21 protein-coding genes and 1 pseudogene are annotated in these 16717 nt (G+C 40.6%); 10 read left to right on the forward strand and 12 right to left on the reverse strand.

What is annotated here, in order from left to right; all coding sequences use genetic code 11:
- Nucleotides 1–20: 20 nt before the first annotated feature.
- Nucleotides 21–953, forward strand: a complete 933-nt coding sequence (locus WA1_RS42305; RefSeq protein WP_017748489.1) for a phosphotransferase enzyme family protein — start codon at nt 21–23, stop codon at nt 951–953.
- Between the two features lie 55 nt (nt 954–1008).
- Here the strand turns inward: WA1_RS42305 and WA1_RS42310 are convergent, their stop codons facing one another.
- The 4 genes from WA1_RS42310 to WA1_RS57720 form a co-directional block, all read right to left on the reverse strand.
- Complete coding sequence (locus WA1_RS42310) at nt 1009–1896, reverse strand: hypothetical protein (RefSeq protein ID WP_419183633.1); 888 nt, start codon at nt 1894–1896, stop codon at nt 1009–1011.
- The gene (locus WA1_RS42315) at nt 1838–2524 is read right to left on the reverse strand and encodes a hypothetical protein (protein WP_017748487.1); all 687 of its coding nucleotides are present in this window, start codon (nt 2522–2524) and stop codon (nt 1838–1840) included. Before WA1_RS42315 ends, WA1_RS42310 begins: the two co-directional genes overlap by 59 nt.
- Nucleotides 2521–3318, reverse strand: coding sequence for a TIGR04255 family protein (locus WA1_RS42320; protein WP_017748486.1), 798 nt, complete (start codon nt 3316–3318; stop codon nt 2521–2523). Before WA1_RS42320 ends, WA1_RS42315 begins: the two co-directional genes overlap by 4 nt.
- A 116-nt stretch (nt 3319–3434) precedes the next feature.
- Nucleotides 3435–3581: a hypothetical protein gene (locus WA1_RS57720; protein WP_158516770.1), complete on the reverse strand. Its 147-nt coding sequence runs from the start codon at nt 3579–3581 to the stop codon at nt 3435–3437.
- Between the two features lie 112 nt (nt 3582–3693).
- On the opposite strand from WA1_RS57720, the gene WA1_RS42325 reads away from it, so the two are divergent.
- Both WA1_RS42325 and WA1_RS42330 read left to right on the forward strand, forming a co-directional pair.
- Nucleotides 3694–4278: a Uma2 family endonuclease gene (locus WA1_RS42325; protein WP_017748485.1), complete on the forward strand. Its 585-nt coding sequence runs from the start codon at nt 3694–3696 to the stop codon at nt 4276–4278.
- A gap of 23 nt (nt 4279–4301) precedes the next feature.
- Nucleotides 4302–4913 (forward strand): hypothetical protein, encoded by a 612-nt coding sequence (locus WA1_RS42330; protein ID WP_017748484.1) that lies wholly within the window; start codon nt 4302–4304, stop codon nt 4911–4913.
- 323 nt (nt 4914–5236) lie between these two features.
- Here the strand turns inward: WA1_RS42330 and WA1_RS42335 are convergent, their stop codons facing one another.
- The 3 genes and pseudogenes from WA1_RS42335 to WA1_RS54080 all read right to left on the reverse strand — a co-directional run.
- A complete protein-coding gene (locus tag WA1_RS42335; RefSeq protein WP_017748483.1) occupies nt 5237–7441 on the reverse strand; it encodes a cytochrome-c peroxidase in 2205 nt (734 codons plus the stop codon).
- Between the two features lie 979 nt (nt 7442–8420).
- Nucleotides 8421–9224 carry a PDDEXK nuclease domain-containing protein gene (locus WA1_RS42340; RefSeq protein WP_148662883.1) on the reverse strand — a complete coding sequence of 268 codons (804 nt, stop codon included), beginning with the start codon at nt 9222–9224 and terminating at the stop codon, nt 8421–8423.
- Nucleotides 9203–9454: pseudogene (locus tag WA1_RS54080) on the reverse strand (transposase family protein); the annotation flags it as partial. The pseudogene WA1_RS54080 and the gene WA1_RS42340, both read right to left, overlap by 22 nt.
- Before the next feature lie 70 nt (nt 9455–9524).
- Between WA1_RS54080 and WA1_RS42345 the strand changes: the two are divergent.
- From WA1_RS42345 to WA1_RS42360, 4 genes are all read left to right on the forward strand, one after another.
- Entirely contained in the window at nt 9525–9920 is a 396-nt protein-coding gene (locus tag WA1_RS42345; protein WP_017748480.1) for a tetratricopeptide repeat protein, read from the forward strand.
- 246 nt (nt 9921–10166) lie between these two features.
- Entirely contained in the window at nt 10167–10355 is a 189-nt protein-coding gene (locus tag WA1_RS42350) for a ribbon-helix-helix domain-containing protein (RefSeq protein ID WP_017748479.1), read from the forward strand.
- A complete protein-coding gene (locus tag WA1_RS42355) occupies nt 10352–10561 on the forward strand; it encodes a hypothetical protein (RefSeq protein WP_017748478.1) in 210 nt (69 codons plus the stop codon). Before WA1_RS42350 ends, WA1_RS42355 begins: the two co-directional genes overlap by 4 nt.
- Nucleotides 10554–10805, forward strand: a complete 252-nt coding sequence (locus WA1_RS42360; protein WP_017748477.1) for a hypothetical protein — start codon at nt 10554–10556, stop codon at nt 10803–10805. Before WA1_RS42355 ends, WA1_RS42360 begins: the two co-directional genes overlap by 8 nt.
- Nucleotides 10806–10898: 93 nt before the next feature.
- On the opposite strand, the gene WA1_RS42365 is transcribed toward WA1_RS42360, so the two are convergent.
- From WA1_RS42365 to WA1_RS42380, 4 genes are all read right to left on the reverse strand, one after another.
- Nucleotides 10899–11288: a hypothetical protein gene (locus WA1_RS42365; RefSeq protein WP_017748476.1), complete on the reverse strand. Its 390-nt coding sequence runs from the start codon at nt 11286–11288 to the stop codon at nt 10899–10901.
- A gap of 63 nt (nt 11289–11351) precedes the next feature.
- Nucleotides 11352–11777 (reverse strand): HNH endonuclease, encoded by a 426-nt coding sequence (locus WA1_RS42370; RefSeq protein WP_017748475.1) that lies wholly within the window; start codon nt 11775–11777, stop codon nt 11352–11354.
- Nucleotides 11774–12118, reverse strand: coding sequence for a hypothetical protein (locus tag WA1_RS42375; RefSeq protein WP_017748474.1), 345 nt, complete (start codon nt 12116–12118; stop codon nt 11774–11776). Before WA1_RS42375 ends, WA1_RS42370 begins: the two co-directional genes overlap by 4 nt.
- 93 nt (nt 12119–12211) lie before the next feature.
- A complete protein-coding gene (locus WA1_RS42380) occupies nt 12212–13516 on the reverse strand; it encodes an ankyrin repeat domain-containing protein (RefSeq protein ID WP_017748473.1) in 1305 nt (434 codons plus the stop codon).
- A 244-nt stretch (nt 13517–13760) separates the two neighbouring features.
- On the opposite strand from WA1_RS42380, the gene WA1_RS42385 reads away from it, so the two are divergent.
- Complete coding sequence (locus WA1_RS42385) at nt 13761–14231, forward strand: DUF4079 domain-containing protein (RefSeq protein WP_081403050.1); 471 nt, start codon at nt 13761–13763, stop codon at nt 14229–14231.
- A 49-nt stretch (nt 14232–14280) separates the two neighbouring features.
- Here the strand turns inward: WA1_RS42385 and WA1_RS42390 are convergent, their stop codons facing one another.
- Nucleotides 14281–14931, reverse strand: coding sequence for a DUF1997 domain-containing protein (locus WA1_RS42390; protein WP_017748471.1), 651 nt, complete (start codon nt 14929–14931; stop codon nt 14281–14283).
- 166 nt (nt 14932–15097) lie between these two features.
- Between WA1_RS42390 and WA1_RS42395 the strand changes: the two genes are divergently transcribed.
- Together WA1_RS42395 and WA1_RS42400 are read left to right on the forward strand one after the other, a co-directional pair.
- Nucleotides 15098–15757 (forward strand): NAD(P)H-binding protein, encoded by a 660-nt coding sequence (locus WA1_RS42395; RefSeq protein ID WP_017748470.1) that lies wholly within the window; start codon nt 15098–15100, stop codon nt 15755–15757.
- A 237-nt stretch (nt 15758–15994) separates the two neighbouring features.
- The gene (locus tag WA1_RS42400; protein ID WP_017748468.1) at nt 15995–16660 is read left to right on the forward strand and encodes a glycoside hydrolase family 24 protein; all 666 of its coding nucleotides are present in this window, start codon (nt 15995–15997) and stop codon (nt 16658–16660) included.
- The last annotated feature ends 57 nt before the right edge of the window (nt 16661–16717 follow it).

Raw genomic sequence — 16717 nt, forward strand, 5'->3', positions numbered from 1 at the left:
AACGAAGAAGCACCAGAAGCATGAAATCACTTTCTTTTTTTGAAAAAGCTGAAAATTTACCTAAAAATGAGCTGATCTCGGCTGAGGTAATCAAAAATTTCATAGCAGAAAAATATGAAATAACTTTTCCATTTGAATGTGTGTTAATAGGAGAAGAAGGAGAACGAGGATATAACGATCATTACCTAATAAAAGGAGAAAATTTTCGTTATGTCTTTCGAGTGTATCTGAATGGTAAGTACTATGCTCCAGAATTGGAAAATTTTCAGTTTGAATTAGATTTGTTGGAGTTTGTGTTTTCTCAAGGTGTTCCCGTATCATACCCCATTACTCAAAAGCAAGGAGGAACTATGTCGGTGATACAAACAAATGTTGGATTGAGAGCTTGTGCTCTTTTTTCTTATGCTGAAGGGAAGCCTATTGAGGAAGACACAGATCCTACACCGACTCAATGTTTTGAACTAGGTAAAGCCATAGCATCCTTTCATTTAGCGGCAGATTCATTTCAAAGTCAACACCATAGAAATCATCTTAATGAAGATTATTTAGTAAAACTGCCGCTAAGATTTATTGAAGCCAATTGGTCTGAAGAACAAAAAGCAGAATTACCAGAATTAGCTATGGTAGATGAGTTATTACAGCATTTTGTGCAACTTAAAAAAGAATCAAATAATTATGGCATCATACACGGTGATATAAATACAGGCAATTTCCATTTTACAGATGACAATCAAATCACACTTTTTGACTTTGATTACTGTGCCTATGGATGGAGATCTTACGATTTGGTTCTTGCTGAGGAACTAAATGAGGAAGTACGTAAATCACTTTTAGACGGCTATCAATCTGTACGTAGTTTGTCTGTTGATGAATTAGAAAGTATAAGCCTCTTGTACCACTTAAGGGAGATATGGGATTGGGGCGATGAGTTAGCAATTGATCTAGTAAGATAGCTTCAATTCGATTGCTACTTATGACCTAAGCAAGGAGAATCTAAAAACTTACGTTTTATGATGATAGGTGATCTAAATCAAGAGGATCGCTCTCAACATAGTCTTTCGCGGTCATGTCTTCAAGAGACACTACCAAACCTTCTACTGATTGGAAGCGTTCAGATTCAGGGAGTAATTGCAACCATTTTTCAAGAAGTTGATCCCATTTTAGTTCCCCAAATTGAACCTGTTCTTCATTACGAATAAACCAAAACATCAATTGGACTTTAGGCGCATTCCAAGAAGGTGCTGCACGTACTCTAATTTCACGTAGGGTACGAAGAGCTTCGCCTTCAGCACTTTCTTTATCATGTTTATCTTGCATCCGGGTTTGAAGCTTTTTAGCAAATCTTCCAAAATCATCAGGAAAAGCAAATCGAACTCGCTTTCGCGCCAATGCTTGTACCAGTGCTCTAATCTCTTCATCGCTTCGGCATCCCACCTTACGCTCCCATTGTGTAACAACAGCCTTTTCTACTGTCATCACCCGATCAAGATCGGCAACGAGATTAAGCTCTGCAACCCCTGGAATATAGGCGAACTGAGGTCGTCTACTTTTTTGAATCTCATACAAAAGTTGCTCATTAACCTCTACAAGAGGTACTACCTCTACGAATGGACGATCCGCACTGGAACGCACAATATCGCATGTCTGTGTAACTACAACAAAACCCTTGACTTCGGATTCTACAAGGTCAGTGTTTTCTTGTGCAACATCAGCAGAATCTGATGTTAGAGGACGTTGAGGATTAAAGCGTTGAATAAACCAATATTCCCCAAGCACGCAATCACCCTGACACCACTCCTTGAGAGTGTCATCTACTTCTCGAATCCAAACATCACGCTCATTGCCCACTACTGTTTCTTTGGCTCCTTGCTGCTCTGGCAGATCTGGATCGTCCACGTTCAAGGTGGACAGGCTCTTGAAGAGCATCAACTAAATCAGATGGATTCTGCGGCATACGTGACATACGCGCACTTTCAGACAGGGGAACTAATTGTGGTGTCTTAGATGTACTCCCAGGTCCAAGATTCTGCTTAACCTCTTCGTGTTTACCTGCTATTAGTAAATCCAAAAGAGGTCTACCATCACTACCGGGTTTCAACAAGAGACTGCGATTGAGACTTGCGCTCCCTCGATCAATGTATTGAATCGTGCCTAAAATTCGATTTAGATTTTCCTCATTAAAACGAGATAACGGTTGTCCACTTGCCCAGAAATGAAGACTTCTGCGCGAAACATTAAAGAGCTTAGCGAGTTGATCCCACGTCAATCCACTCAACTTCCTCAGATCGTTAAGAGCTTTCTGCGTTACTTCTGTAGAACTGGTTGATGGTAAAGTAATCCCACTTGTTGTCGTTGTGAAAGCAGCTAACAAATCCAGATCAACAGTCACTCTAGAAGTATTTGTACTATAACGAACCATGAAAATTCTAGGGGCGATAAATTGATGATTATTTAAATGACCCATAGCTCCGAGCGCAGAAGTGCTTAATAACTGTTCGGACTTTCTACCCAAAAGACTACTCATAATTTACCTCCGAATCGTCGCAAAAAATCATCTTCCACTGCCCATCGGAAGAAAGTATAAATTCTCTCAGCAAAATACTGTGCTTCGCTCATCAACGCTTCAATACTAAAGTCCCGATTTTTTAAAAGGGACATATCTAGATCGAGTATCCAACTGGGTTCAGCAATAGGTTCAATTGCATCTGGATCAAAAGTTACACCAGATGGCATAATTCCCCACCTTGCAATAATTTGTTCACCGCCCTCTGGAATGACAAACAAAGATTCATTAATAGTTTGATGAATATATTCTCTAAACTCAGCAGCTATAATACCAGCTATCTCAGGTTTCACAATTGATGATATATCTTTCAAATTTTGACCAACAAGTCTATCGATATATCGCAAGCCAAATCGTTCAATAATCCCAGGATTAAAACTTTCATTGAGTGCTATAAGCACACTCTTTAAACGCTCTAGAAAATCACTACGACTTGAGTAATCAGTTGTCTCAAGTGCTATAAAGTTAGGTGCTAGTGAAACTCTCCAACTATCTGTTGTGTTCACAAACCGCCAAGTCACTTGAGGTGTAGTTTGCACAACACCTTGAGAACCAAAAACTAAGCCCTGAGTTTGTTCGGGTTTAAGGATAGGATATTTTTCTCGAATTGCTTCTTGAAATGAACCCACAAAATCTTTTTTCTCAATTGAAAGAATGGGTGGAAAGCGTACCTGTGCAATCACTCGAACAAGAGGTGCATTTTCTAGTGGCACTTCTGGGGGTGGTTGTGCAATGAGTGGGTTGATATTAACCACTTTCTACATCCTTTGTGGAGCTTGAGCGCGAAATTGAGCATAGTCAGAGACGAGAGATATTGCCTATCGTTCCCTATAACTATACTAAAGCAATAATGTGAAGTACAGTGTGAAGTTTAACATGAATTTCCATTGCGAGGAATATCAATCAGTTTAGATAATAGAACCATACCTGTTATCGGCTCCATTACATAACCAAGATGTGGTGGCTGTAGCATTTCAAGAGGTTGGGCGATCGCTAACTCTTGCAAGTCGGAACTCATCTGCTGCACATGCCTCAACTGTTGTCGCTGCAATTCCCGTCGAGTGCTAGAGTGAATGTTGGGTAGCTGTCGCCCTCTATTAAGATCTAAATAGCCCTATACTTCCTTTCTTATGACTACAATCACTGCGAAACGCTTTACGATATCTGAATATGAACATCTAGCAGAACTCGGATTTTTTGGGGAAGATGACCGAGTTGAACTCATTAATGGAGAAATTATCCAAATGGTTTCTAAAGGTAAACCGCATTCTGTTTGTAGCACCCGATTATTTCGAGAGTTCTTCAAGCTTATTGGAGAAAGAGCAACATTACGAGGACAAGAACCGATTTTGGTTCCTAACTACACCCAACCTGAACCAGATTTAGTTATTGTACAAAATCAAGATGATGATTATCTTAGATCTCATCCCAATCCATGCAATGTCTTACTTTTAATTGAAATTTCTGATTCTTCCTTAAAATATGACAAAGAAGTTAAATTACCAACTTATGCTCAAGGAGGTATTTCAGATTATTGGATATTTAATCTTATAGATAATTGTTTAGAATGCTACAGTACACCTTACCAAGATTTACAAGGTAAGTTTGGCTATAGAAAAAAGCTAGTTTTTCTACCTAATGAAACTGTCAATCTTCCCTACTTTTCCGATTTAATTCTGGATTTATCTAAAGTATTTCCTGCAACACAACATTAGAATTAACTATATGGAGGTATGAAATGAGCCGTCAACCATTGCTTGATTTGACGCGTTCATATACTTTTAGGAATTATTTTGAATTAGGATTTCCTGTTGATGATTTAGTAGCCGAATTTGGTTATTCTTTTGATCGCAAGTTCCTCGCTTTACCAAAATACTCTGGAACTCTAGACCGAATATCTGATTTGAAACAACGTATTGAAGAAGTATTACCTTACGTAGATTTAGAAAATGAAGCAACTCGTCGGGAAATGCTTATCGCACCGACCATAACAGATTTAATTCATTATTCTCGCGCTAAATTGCGAATTGAATATAGTATTAAAGTTAACAATCAACTCCAAGGAAATTTAGATTATTACTTACGTTCTTCAACTAATTTAATTGTTATTGAAGCTAAACAAGCCGACTTAAATCGGGGATTTACACAATTAGCAACAGAAATGATAGCGCTTGACCAATGGATAGATTCAAATCAAACCGAAATAATTGGAGCAGTCACAACAGGCAATATTTGGCAATTTGGAATTTTATATCGGCAACAAAAACTCATTGAAGAAGGAATTAATCTTTACCGAGTCACGGAGGAATTGGAAGATGTTGTCAGAATTTTACTAGCTGCACTAATGTAACTTTTAATCAAAATTAAAGCTTTTCTACGATGATTGCTGAAAGCAGTCCTGTAGCAATCATATTAAGATTTAACTCGAAGAATATCTATATTAAATGAATCGCAAAGACTCGTTCGCGTTCGCGAAGCGTTTGCCTTGCACATAGCTTACCGACGAAGGAGGCATAGTACACGAAGAAAGAAAAGAAGAAGATCGGGAATCTTGTGGCGGGTTGCAATCCCAGTTTCCTGAGATTGCAGCACGGTTTGATGTGGAACAGAATTTGATTTTTTGGGGAATGCGAGCACTACTTACTAGAATTTAGAGAGGGATTAAAGATTTGTTTACTCTAAGAAATTTGGCAGAGGACTGACACTACCGTTACGACCAACAGCAGGAATCTCTAATAAAGTACCATCTGTGGCTTTCCCAGTGCCATCGTCAGTGACATAGGTTTCATTCCCTGGATGCCCATTTGTGACAAATAATTGTGGGTGATCGAAAGGTGCTTTCTGATAGCGGACTCGTTCATCCGTCAGTCCTTTTAAGAAAGCAACTAATGACTCTTTTTCCTCTTCAGTCAGATTGAGTGGTGGTAGATTTCCAGAATCTGTTCCCCGGAAATCTCCTCCCCGATTGTAGAAATCAATGACTTCTCGCAAAGTCCGCTGTCCACCATTGTGGAAGTAAGGAGCGGTGAGTTCTACATTGCGAAGTCCGGGAGATTTAAACGCCCCATCTGCAATAACGGAAGTGATTGCGCGATTGGGAGCTTCACCGAAAATTTGCTGAAATTTCCCTTGTTCTGCTAACCGTGCTTCTGATAGTGAATTTCCAAAGGGGTCATTAGCACCCGCACCAAGGTCTTCAAAAGGAGGTCTGACACCGATTCTAAAGAAGCCAGTATCTTCGATCCGACCATCTGGTGCTCTTGAAAGCCTTCCATTTGTTGATACGTTACTAACTGAGGCGTTAGTAAATTCCGCTCCATTGTGGCAGAAAATGCACAAACCCTTTGAGCGAAAAACCTCTAACCCTGCTTTTTGTTGAGCAGTTAATGCACTGTTGTTCCCTTGTTGAAACCGGTCATAAGGAGCATCGTCAGAGATAAGTGTAGATTCGTACATTTGTACCGCTAGTCCAAAGAGGAGCGGGAAGTTATACTCCGTTAACGTGTATTCCTGAGTCGTTAAGTTGCGATCTGGCTTTCTGACAACTGTGGGCTTACCATCAGCACCGACTTGAATCATGTCTTTTTTGGAATTCCACCACTCATCTTTAAAAGCTGCTTGAATCATCTCGGTGTAAGTTCTTGTCCGCAAGCCCGGTAGAGAGCCTCTACTTTCGTCACCTAAAACACTATCATTAGGGTCTACAAGCTGCTTTCCTAGCGGTCTTAAGGGAAGTAACCTCTTACCGAGTCTTCTAGGGAATTTACCACTTTTATCATTGATGATATGTAGCAGTCCCCGTCTGTTAAATGATCCAAGTTTGTCACCAATTTCCGCAGATGTACGACCATCAGCAGACATTTCAAAGCTGCTAATTATTGGTCCTACTGCTTGCGATGCCAAACTTGAATTCTTAAGTCTGACTGTGACTGCTTCCAAATCTTTTTTGTTGTTGACTTTGTAGACCTTAGCATCAGGGTCTCTTAAACCAAAAGGATTAACCCCATTGAAGATATCTTGAGCTCTTCCATCCCAAAAGTTTCGGAAGTTGAACACTGCATTAATAACAGTTGGTGTATTGCGTGGTTCTACCCTACGGACATTTGTATTTCCTACAGTAAATCCGTCTGGATCGGGTTTGTACTCTACTTTGTCTTCTGCACTACCGGGAACAGCATCAACAAACTTGGAGTAAAAGACACCTTGAGAAGATGTGACATCATTAGTGTCAGCCAAAACAGTGGAATCGGATTTATTTGGGTCTTGTAGCTTATGGAATGGATAGTCTTCTGGTTTTAACTGATAGTTCATTCCACCCAATTCAACCTTTGTATCTGGGTTGGGGGTTTGGAGGTCTAAGTTACTCACGCGTAACAATCCAGGACTCAGCTGGTTTTTAGACCTGCTATCTGCTCCAGCGTGAAAGTGACAACTCGCACAAGCTGTTATCCCATCGCTACCAATTTGCATATCCCAGAACAAAGTTTTCCCCAGTTTAATTGCAGCTACCTTATTCTTGACAAAGTCTCCTAGATTGTCGGGTTCTGGAACCTTCACAGTTGTGAGTGCAGGAGGTGCTGGTGGTGGTTGAAACTGTGCTGATGCAGTATGTCCAGCTAAGACTGTCGCTGTAATGATTACAGCGATGGTCATGCCTTTTTTCATTCGACGTGGTAACTTTAATGAAATTTGTCCAAGCTTGACTGTAATAGTAGTCACTAACAGAGAAAGAGCTTGTATTTTTTCCAATAAGCTCAATACTATTTGGTGAAAAAATTGAGCAGTCGCATTCCTAACTCGTTCCCATCGGAAATTTTTTTGTTCTGAAGTTTCTAATTCTGGTAAGGAACTAAATTTCTTATTCCAACCATTGTTCATCTATTCATGGTCCTTTTGGATTTAGATTGGTAAAAATGCTCAACACAATAAAGCAGATTTACTGGCTGTCCCATCAGCAATTTAATTTCACTGATGAAATCTCACTGTGACGAAGCCAATTCATCTGAATATGCAATGGTTTTCAGTACAAAAACCAAGTTGTACTTTTTCACTACAAGCTGTGACCTATCATCGTGTTACCAGCAATCAACACAATAACAAGTCGAACTCTTCCAAATTTAGGAAAAGTTCACTGCTTAGTGATTTTTCAATAGCAGATGTAATGCCTCAGGTTTACTGTTTGTTCATTTAAAAACCTCGTGGGAGTGTAGAAACCGTGTAGCTGTTTTCTCACGGAGGAAACACGACTCAAGCAGTTGAAACTGCTGTCACTCTCCAAGAACTGTAAGCACAAAACTTACAGTCACAAGACAAGTACTGTTTTAGTCTTGGATTAGGAAGTTGGTGAATCGCTAGGAATGCAAGCCCCTGAATAGAATTCGAGAGTCAGTGACACAGATGTGTAAATCTACTCGGAATTTGTGTTCAGTATGCCATAAAATTACGTATAAAGACTGAAAGTTTACAAAAACTTGTCAGAAAAAAAACAGTCAGTTTATTCTTCCTGCGCTCCTACAGCTTTTAAAATCCTTACAATACTATAATTATCGCTACCTCGTGACGCTGCCCATATTAAAGATATGATATAGATGACAGTAGAACTACAAAAATGAATCTTGAGGCAAGCATCCTGCCTACGTGATAATAGCAGCAGCCGACACTTTACCCTTCCCCAAAATAAAATCAAGGAGACACTCGCCAAATCTTAATAGTTTGATCCACTCTGCACTGGTTAAGGTTTTACCATCCGGACTAAAGGCGATAGAGGTAAAGTAACAACGTTTGAATGTCCGCTCAAAGTTTTCAGCAGACTGAAGTTATCAATGACAGAGTTTGCAGGGGGGCTATTTTCTGTTTTTTATTCCTTATCTTCGATTTCTAAAGGAACCGCGTCTAACTCAGCTTCTAACTGTTCAATAGTTGGTAAACTTCCCTGTAATTTTTCAGGTAAAACATCCCGTAATTTATAAGTTGAAACTCCAATAGGTCTATTCATATTTTGTAATGAATATTCAACCACTGTTTTATCTTTTGATTTACATAAGATAATTCCAATAGTAGGTTGGTCATCAGGGTGTCGTAATATATTGTCAACCGCCGAAACATAAAAACTCATCTTACCTGAAAATTCTGGTTTAACTTCCTTCATTTTTAGGTCAATAACTACATAACAACGCAATTTTACATGATAAAATAGTAAGTCAATATAAAAATCTTCATCACCTACTTTGAGGTGATATTGACTGCCCATAAAAGCAAATCCAACTCCTAATTCTAGGAGGAACTCTCTTATATGCTCTAATAAACCCCTTTCTAAATCTCTTTCTTGAGCATCTTTTGCTAAAGTCAAGAAATCAAAATTGTAAGGGTCTTTTAATAATTCCCGCGCTAAATCTGATTGAGGGGAAGGTAGAGTAAAATTAAAATTTGTCGTTTTTTCAGCTTCAAATTGTCGCTCATAAAGCTTTGTATCGATGTGATGCCATAAAACAGAACGACTCCAACCATGCTCAAGGGTTTTGTGAACATACCAAAACCTTGCTTTTAAATCTTTTACCTTTTCCAATAACAAAATATTGTGACCCCAAGGAATTTCTGCCACAGCTTGTGGCAGAATTATTCCATCCACACCTGGTATAACGTTTTTCGACAGTTTTTGCACTTAAATCTTCGTCTATTTACATCTAGTATTACTTCTTTATCTCCCATTGGTAAATCTTTGACTAAATATTTTTGATTTTGATGTAGACGATCTGACCTTGTACCACAATTTGGACAAACAGCACTTTTTCCCTTTTTATGTACTGATATAAATAAGGTTTGACCGTCTTGCAGGCTTGATTCTACTACTAATTCGGGTAAATTTAAGAGTTGGGTCATTATTCTTTTCAGAATTAGCTTGACTCAAAAATATTAGCAAATATATTAATATTTTAGCACGCTAAATACGCAAGAACCAATTTTGTTTAAAACTGGGGAGTACGAGCAGTCGAAAATTCTTTTTCAAGAAGCCCTAGATTATGCACAGTCAATAGATTGGAGACGTGCCATTTTCTGTACGCAAAATTGGTTAGCTGATATTGCCATCAAACAAGGGAGACTGCATGAAGCAGAACGACTCCTAATAGAAGGACTGCGGGTGGCTGAAGCTAATAGAGACAAAAGTCGCACTGCGTTTTGTCAACGCTCGTTATCTAGTTTGACAAAGGCGCAAGGAAATTTAGTTGAGGCTCGTAGTTGGGCGATCGCCGCGTTGAAGAATTTCGAGAGTTTAGGTATGTTACCTGAAGTAGAGGAAACAGAAATTTTACTCCAAGCATTAAATGCAGGAGTTTTGGATAATAGCCAACAGCCTTAATTCGGCTATACAGTCATTTTTAGTTTATTTACCTGCACCTACTTACTTCCGCCTCTATTGGTTGATTCATTTTAAATCCTTGCATGGTAATGGTTTGATCGTTTAGCGCGGTGCTTCCGGTCAGTTCCGGAATTGCCGTCTTATGTGTCATCATACATCTAATGACACAAATTGCACAAGTTGTATCATACTATTGTTAGCTCACAAAGCGTATCATGAAGTAGAGAGATGAACACGGATAACACAATGAGTGGAAGGGTCAATGTAGTACTGCCAGACGAAGTTTACGAACTTGTCAAAAGCTTGGCAACAGGTGAACGGCGTTCTCAAAGCCAAATGACAGCAATTTTGGTTGAGGAAGCACTGCAAGCCAGAAACTTGCTGCAAAAATCTTCTACGTCTACAGAAAAAAATGATAAGGGGAATGCAGCATGACTCAAAACCAGCCAGATGACGGTATAGAGCGTGTTGAGGGAAGATTTGATGCCGTCGCCGAGTCTAGGTACTGGCTACCTGCAGCGTCAGAGCAGCATTGCAAAAGAATAAGTAGAAGGAGGGGGATACGATTAGTTAAAGTTGTTAATACCAAGATAGAACCGTTGCCAATAATTTGTATTTTTGAGGGCTACCCAGATGACTGAAACAACTACCCAGATACCAGTTAGTGAATTGATTCCCATGCTGACAGCTATAAGCGATCGCAATTGGGAACGATTTAAGGAAGTTGAAAAACAATTCGTTACACAACACGGTATAGAAGCTTGGGAAGATTTTTTCGCTTTTCGACTAAAGCCAGCATTAGATCGGAAATCCGATAAATGGTTGCTTGTTCAGTGGTGCAGCAAAGGTATTGTTTCAGTTAGGGATGTGAGGGAAGATGATTAACCACAGCATTCTTCTCATAAGGGTATGTCGAATGCCCAGTTTTTAAAGAAACTGGGTTGGTATACTAATGAATTTGATATTGACAAACCACTTTTAGTTCTGTGAAACGGTATTTGTGGAAGAATCTTGCTCAATACTGTAAATTAAAAGGGAAAATTGCCCTCTATCCTGCGGATTAGCAGTAGTGACAACCAGTTTATAATTATCATTACGAGGTAATTTCACGTTAACAGTTGCTCGACGCTCTACCTTACCTTCATTGATAATATTGCCATCACTATCAACAAGTAATAAGTAGGGATCGAAGTCAAAACGATCTAACTGAATGGTAATATTCTGATTTGCCTTCCCAGAAAACACATAGCTGCGGCAAGGAGAACCATCTTTTAAGCAAGCAGGTGTGCTTTTATCTAATTTATCTTCTTGTACTAAAAGTGGGTTTGTTGCTCGTAAACGATAGGTTCCTGTTTCTTTAGAATTCAAAGCATTAGCAATCAGCTATAGGGGCGTATTGCAATACGCCCCTACAAAACGCGATAAACTGACTCAAATTGTTGGTGGATGTTCTCCCATCTTCATCCACATCCGACGTACACGCATTAATTGCGAACGATTCATCTTTAAAGCAGAAATTGTTGCTCTACCCACTGATGTGAGTCCAATTATTTCTGTTCCATCCTCATTCCAAGCAAAATGGTCTATCCATAATTGCTTCTGCGGATGAAACAACGAGACTTCTTGCTGAGTCATTGGATCGGTGGCTGTTTGGCGTGATGCTTTGTAGCGATTGCAAGACGGACAAGCCAAGCAGAGATTGTCAAAGCTAGTTTCTCCACCCGCAGACCGGGGAATGATATGCTCGAACTCAAATATAGTAACTGTTAGGGATTCAGCACTACGGCAATAAGCACAACAATTGACAAAATGGTTCCGAATGCGTCTTTGTAATTCAATAGGAATATAAATGCTCACGCCACTTCCGATGTTTTATCAAAATGCTTTAAGGTGTACTTAGCTCTGGTTTTGAGAATGTTCAGTTGATCGACCTGTGCTAACAGATGGTCTAAAGTAGCAGTTTCATCAGCTGATAGTTTATTTTCTGCATTCCGAACTAGTAAATCGTCTAATTGAACTTGAGCTTTTAAAGACAATGTACTTTCTGCTAAAGCTTGCAGTTCATCCAAACTTAAGCCAGTTAAAATTTCCGCATCTGCCGTTGATAAGTTTGTCAACTCTCGGTATGTTGGCAAATCTAACAGTACACCAACTCGCTCTCCTTGTTCATTAATAATGTATTGGATTGATTTAGACATAGGTTACTCTTGGGATATCTTTGATATTATGGTAACTTATGAACACTAATGGTACTTTGGGTCTGAAATTATAATTTCCAAGTTTTCTACTTTTTATTCCTGTGCTCCTACAGCTTTTAAAATCCGTACAACACTGTGACATCCGTTAAACTCTGCTAACATCAAAGCTGTGTAACCACCCTGATTTTTTATATTTACATCTGCTCCAGCTTGCAGCAACAATTGCACGGCGCGATCGCCACCTCGTGACGCCGCCCACATTAAAGCTGTTGCTTTGGCTGAATCTTGCAAGTTAACATCTGCTCCTTTATCTATAAGCTGCTCTATAACACCAATGCGATCGCATGGCAGCGCCGCCGTACCCGGCTTATCGCGTTCTGCTGCTTTTATCAAGGCAGTTTTGCCATCATCTGCTTTTATATTGGCATTTGCACCGTGACCGAGCAAAACTTTTACTGTTTCCGTATGTCCTTGGGTGGCTGCTAGTGTCAACGGAAACTCACCCAAATTTTTCTCATTGCTATCTGCTCCCTGTTGAAGGAGTAACTCAACAATTGGACTGTAACCCTGCAATGCTGCTATCAGCAAAGGTGTATCACCTAAGTGATTTCTGATTCGTACATTTGCACCGCGATCGAGTAAAACTTTGACTACGTCGGTATAACCTTCTACGACAGCAAGATGCAGGGCTGTTTCACCATCCTTGTCTTGAGCATTAACATCAGCTTGACAAGCAAGTATTTCTGCTGCGATCGCACTGTGTCCGGCGGCGGCGGCAGCGGACAAAGCAGTTCCACCATCCTCATTTTGTGCCTTGACATCAACCCCTGCACTTAATAATGTTTGAACGACGTGCAAATGCCCTAAATCCGCCGCTACCATCAAAGCGGTGTCTCCTTCTTCATTTTTAATATTGACATCTGCGCCATTTTCTACTAGTGCTTGTACAACTGCAGAGTGTCCTTGCTTAACTGCTAGATTAAAGGCTGTATCCTCATCCTTATCTTTGATATTCGCCAGAGCACCAGCAGCAAGTAAGACGTACACAATCTGAACATGACCTTTCAGTGCTGCTACCATGAGGGCTGTGCTGCCATCTTCATTAGTCGTATTAACATCACACCCTCTGGATACTAAAAGCTTCACGATGTCAAGCTGATTGGCGCTAGCTGCTAACATCAAAGCAGTTAAACCGTAGCGCTTCCTTTGGATGTTAATGTTTGCTCCCGCATCTAGAAGCAAGCGCACGATCTCGGTATATCCTAAACTAGCAGCAAACATTAAAGGCGTTGTGCCATCGCTGCTGCCTGTATCCACTTGCACACCAGCGTTAAGCAATGCTCGCACCCGTTTGATATCGCCATTTTTTGCAGCCAACAGCAAGGTATCGTTAGTCATTTGTTAGTTGTTAGTTGTTAGTTGTTAGTGGTTAGTTGTTGTAGCAATTATTAACTGCTGTACGGGCGCAAGGCCGCCGCGCCCCTACTGACCACTGTACGGGCGCAAGGCCGCCGCGCTCCTACTAACCACTGTACGGGCGCAAGGCCGCCGCGCCCCTACTAACTACTTACCACTCCCCCACTCCCCATTGGCTACAGCGTTATGATAACTTTTATTAAGATTTAATTATTGGGAGAACACAATGAATATGGAGCTTTCGCCGTCGGTTAAGTATTGGTCAAATTTTTTCCACCCAATAATGATGTGGGCGCTACTGCTCCTATCTTTATATGCAGCATATTTGGGGCTACAAGTTCAGCGTACCAGAAATGCTCAGGGTGAAGAAAAAAAAGAATTAATTAAAGGTAGATACAACATTAAACACCATCAAATTGGGTCTATACTCCTAGCCTTAATGGTGACAGGTGCTGTTGGTGGTATGGCTGTTACATATATCAATAACGGTAAGCTGTTTGTCGGACCTCACCTGCTAGCAGGGCTTGGGATGACCAGTTTAATTGCCTTTTCGGCTGCTCTATCTCCCTATATGCAAAAAGGAGCCAACTGGGCGCGTGCAACTCATATTTTATTGAATTTTGCACTTCTAGGTCTTTTTGCTTGGCAGGCTATTACTGGGGTGCAAATCGTTCAAAAGATTCTCACCCAAGCATAGTAACCAGTGAGCAGTGACCAGTGACCAGTGACCAGTCACTAGTTACTCGTCACTGTAAAGATTTGTGAAAATCTTCTTGAACTTTGTGAGTTAAGCGCCGGGAAACTTGGCGAACAATTTGGTTGAGAAGGCGATCGCCTGTGGATTGAATGATGGATTTGGGTAATCGCTGAATAAACTTTGGAAAGTGAATATAAACAGCTAGATGCAGATCCCATTCTACTCGCGTGATTTTACCAACGTTAGGATCGGAATCGCTGGGATCGCTTTCTAGTAACTGGAGCGACGACTTATAGTCCACATCGTAACCGGGAGCTTGGTAATTAGGAATTGGAATGGTACGAATGCGATAAATTCCTTCGTCTGGAGGCAATAATTCCAAACCAATTTTTGGCTCTACGTCATACCCAAAAGCGCCAAAGCGACCAATAGTCAGAGCATAGCCGTTGTTACCCAAAGACTCTACCTTCATAGGTTCAGCACAACGAGAAAACCATAAGGCATGGTTATCTAAATATTCAGCAACAGTCTTAGAAGGAGCAGGCATTTCCATACAATCTCTGTAACTGCCATAGAACCTCCTTGGCGTTCCGATAGTTGCTTCTAGGGTTGTTTCCTCAGACGCTTCTAAGGTTGATGGTATAGAAAATACCGCTTCATTTTTGTCAAAGGACTGATATTCCGAATTGTTTGAAATCATATAACCATTCTTTATATGCTGAACAATCTAGCTAAATTAATACTTCCCAAATTCAGTGGAATGTTTCGCACTAAATCACTATTTTTACTTAAATCTCAAGAATCTGTCATCAAGAATCCCTAGAATAGAGAACAGGATTGTAAAAGTACAAGTTTCCCAGAATACGATGAAAGCATTTGTAGCAGGGGCAACAGGTGAAACGGGTCGTCGGATAGTGCAAGAACTGATAGCGCGGAATATTCCCGTTCGTGCTTTAGTCAGAGATATTGCGAAAGCAAGAAGTATTTTACCGACAGAAGTGGAGTTGGTACAAGGTGATGTGTTACACCCAGAAAACTTGTCTACTGCTTTGGGCGATAGCACAGTGCTGTTATGCGCCACAGGGGCGTCGCCAAGTTTCGACCCCACTGGACCTTATAAGGTGGACTATGAAGGCACTAAAAATTTGGTAGAAGTGTCGAAAGCCAAGGGAATTGAGCATTTTGTTTTGGTTTCTTCGTTGTGTACTTCACAGTTTTTCCATCCACTAAATTTGTTCTGGCTGATTTTAGTTTGGAAAAAGCAAGCTGAGGAATACCTCCAAAAAAGCGGTCTGACCTATACGATTGTCCGACCCGGTGGTTTAAAGAACGAGGATAACTCTCATCGTATTGTTATGCAAAGCGCTGATACATTGTTTGACGGTAGCATTCCCCGCCAGAAAGTTGCCCAAGTTTGTGTTGAGTCGCTTTTTGAGGTAGCCGCGAAAAATAAAATTGTGGAGATTGTTGCAAGTGTTGACGCGCCTGCAAAAAGCTTCAGTGAATTATTTGCCAACGTGGCTTAACAGTGACCAGTGACCAGTGACCAGTGACCAGTGACCAGTGACCAGTGACCAGTGACCAGTGACCAGTGACCAGTGACCAGTTAACGATGACAGGCGAGACGCCTGTCCCACGCTACTAACAACTAACCACTAACAACTAACCACTAACCACTAACTAGTTAACGAACTTTTACTGAAACACCACGTCTGATATTGTTGTTATATTTTGATTGACAATAGCAGGCAAGTTGAAGGAGTTTGACTCTGAAAAGTCTAGAACAACAGAAAGGCGGCGTTGAACAACTCATAGGACCGATAGTCGCTCTTCTTGGCTTTATATGTTTGATACAGTGGTATGTGTTTGGCAGCTTGCGATCGCAGCCCGATCCAGTATTTAGCCAAAGGCAGCCGATCTTAGTCATGAAAGGGGGCGATCCCTATATTCGCGCCCTCATGCGAACTATTTCAGCAAGTGAAGCGAGTGGCAATCGTCCTTATTCGCTTTTGTATGGAGGACAACAAGTTAACAATCTCAGCCGCCATCCTGAGATATGTGTCACTATCGTGACAGGTCCAAACAAAGGCAACTGTTCTACAGCTGCTGGTAGATATCAAGTTATAAATACAACCTGGAATAGAATTGCATCTCGCTATCACCCAAACCCCAATCGGTTGATGTTTTGGTCTCCTTATAGTTTTGAAGCAGAATATCAAGATATTGTCGTTTATCGTTGGCTTAGTGATTCCCGCGTTTGGGGAACTGACATATCTCAACAACTTCGTCAAGGAAGGCTAAAAGACGTTTTGCGTCGATTATCTCCTACTTGGACTAGCTTGGGTTATGGTATTGAAACAAACTCTGTGAGTCGGTCTTTGCCAAGAATTTATCAAAAAATGTTGCAAGAAGAATTGACGATTCAGTGATCAGTGACCAGTGACCAGTGACCAGTCAGCTACCATGCGTCCTATTAATAAGGATGA

This window comes from Scytonema hofmannii PCC 7110 (genome assembly GCF_000346485.2).
GTDB classification, from domain to species: domain Bacteria; phylum Cyanobacteriota; class Cyanobacteriia; order Cyanobacteriales; family Nostocaceae; genus Scytonema; species Scytonema hofmannii.

Coding starts and splice junctions, on each gene's coding strand:
- WA1_RS42305 (WP_017748489.1), top strand. CDS start 21: ATGAAATCACTTTCTTTTTTTGAAAAAGCTGAAAATTTACCTAAAAAT.
- WA1_RS42315 (WP_017748487.1), bottom strand. CDS start 2,524: ATGAGTAGTCTTTTGGGTAGAAAGTCCGAACAGTTATTAAGCACTTCT.
- WA1_RS57720 (WP_158516770.1), bottom strand. CDS start 3,581: ATGAGTTCCGACTTGCAAGAGTTAGCGATCGCCCAACCTCTTGAAATG.
- WA1_RS42325 (WP_017748485.1), top strand. CDS start 3,694: ATGACTACAATCACTGCGAAACGCTTTACGATATCTGAATATGAACAT.
- WA1_RS42330 (WP_017748484.1), top strand. CDS start 4,302: ATGAGCCGTCAACCATTGCTTGATTTGACGCGTTCATATACTTTTAGG.
- WA1_RS42335 (WP_017748483.1), bottom strand. CDS start 7,441: ATGAACAATGGTTGGAATAAGAAATTTAGTTCCTTACCAGAATTAGAA.
- WA1_RS42350 (WP_017748479.1), top strand. CDS start 10,167: ATGAGTGGAAGGGTCAATGTAGTACTGCCAGACGAAGTTTACGAACTT.
- WA1_RS42355 (WP_017748478.1), top strand. CDS start 10,352: ATGACTCAAAACCAGCCAGATGACGGTATAGAGCGTGTTGAGGGAAGA.
- WA1_RS42360 (WP_017748477.1), top strand. CDS start 10,554: ATGACTGAAACAACTACCCAGATACCAGTTAGTGAATTGATTCCCATG.
- WA1_RS42375 (WP_017748474.1), bottom strand. CDS start 12,118: ATGTCTAAATCAATCCAATACATTATTAATGAACAAGGAGAGCGAGTT.
- WA1_RS42380 (WP_017748473.1), bottom strand. CDS start 13,516: ATGACTAACGATACCTTGCTGTTGGCTGCAAAAAATGGCGATATCAAA.
- WA1_RS42385 (WP_081403050.1), top strand. CDS start 13,761: ATGAATATGGAGCTTTCGCCGTCGGTTAAGTATTGGTCAAATTTTTTC.
- WA1_RS42390 (WP_017748471.1), bottom strand. CDS start 14,931: ATGATTTCAAACAATTCGGAATATCAGTCCTTTGACAAAAATGAAGCG.
- WA1_RS42395 (WP_017748470.1), top strand. CDS start 15,098: ATGAAAGCATTTGTAGCAGGGGCAACAGGTGAAACGGGTCGTCGGATA.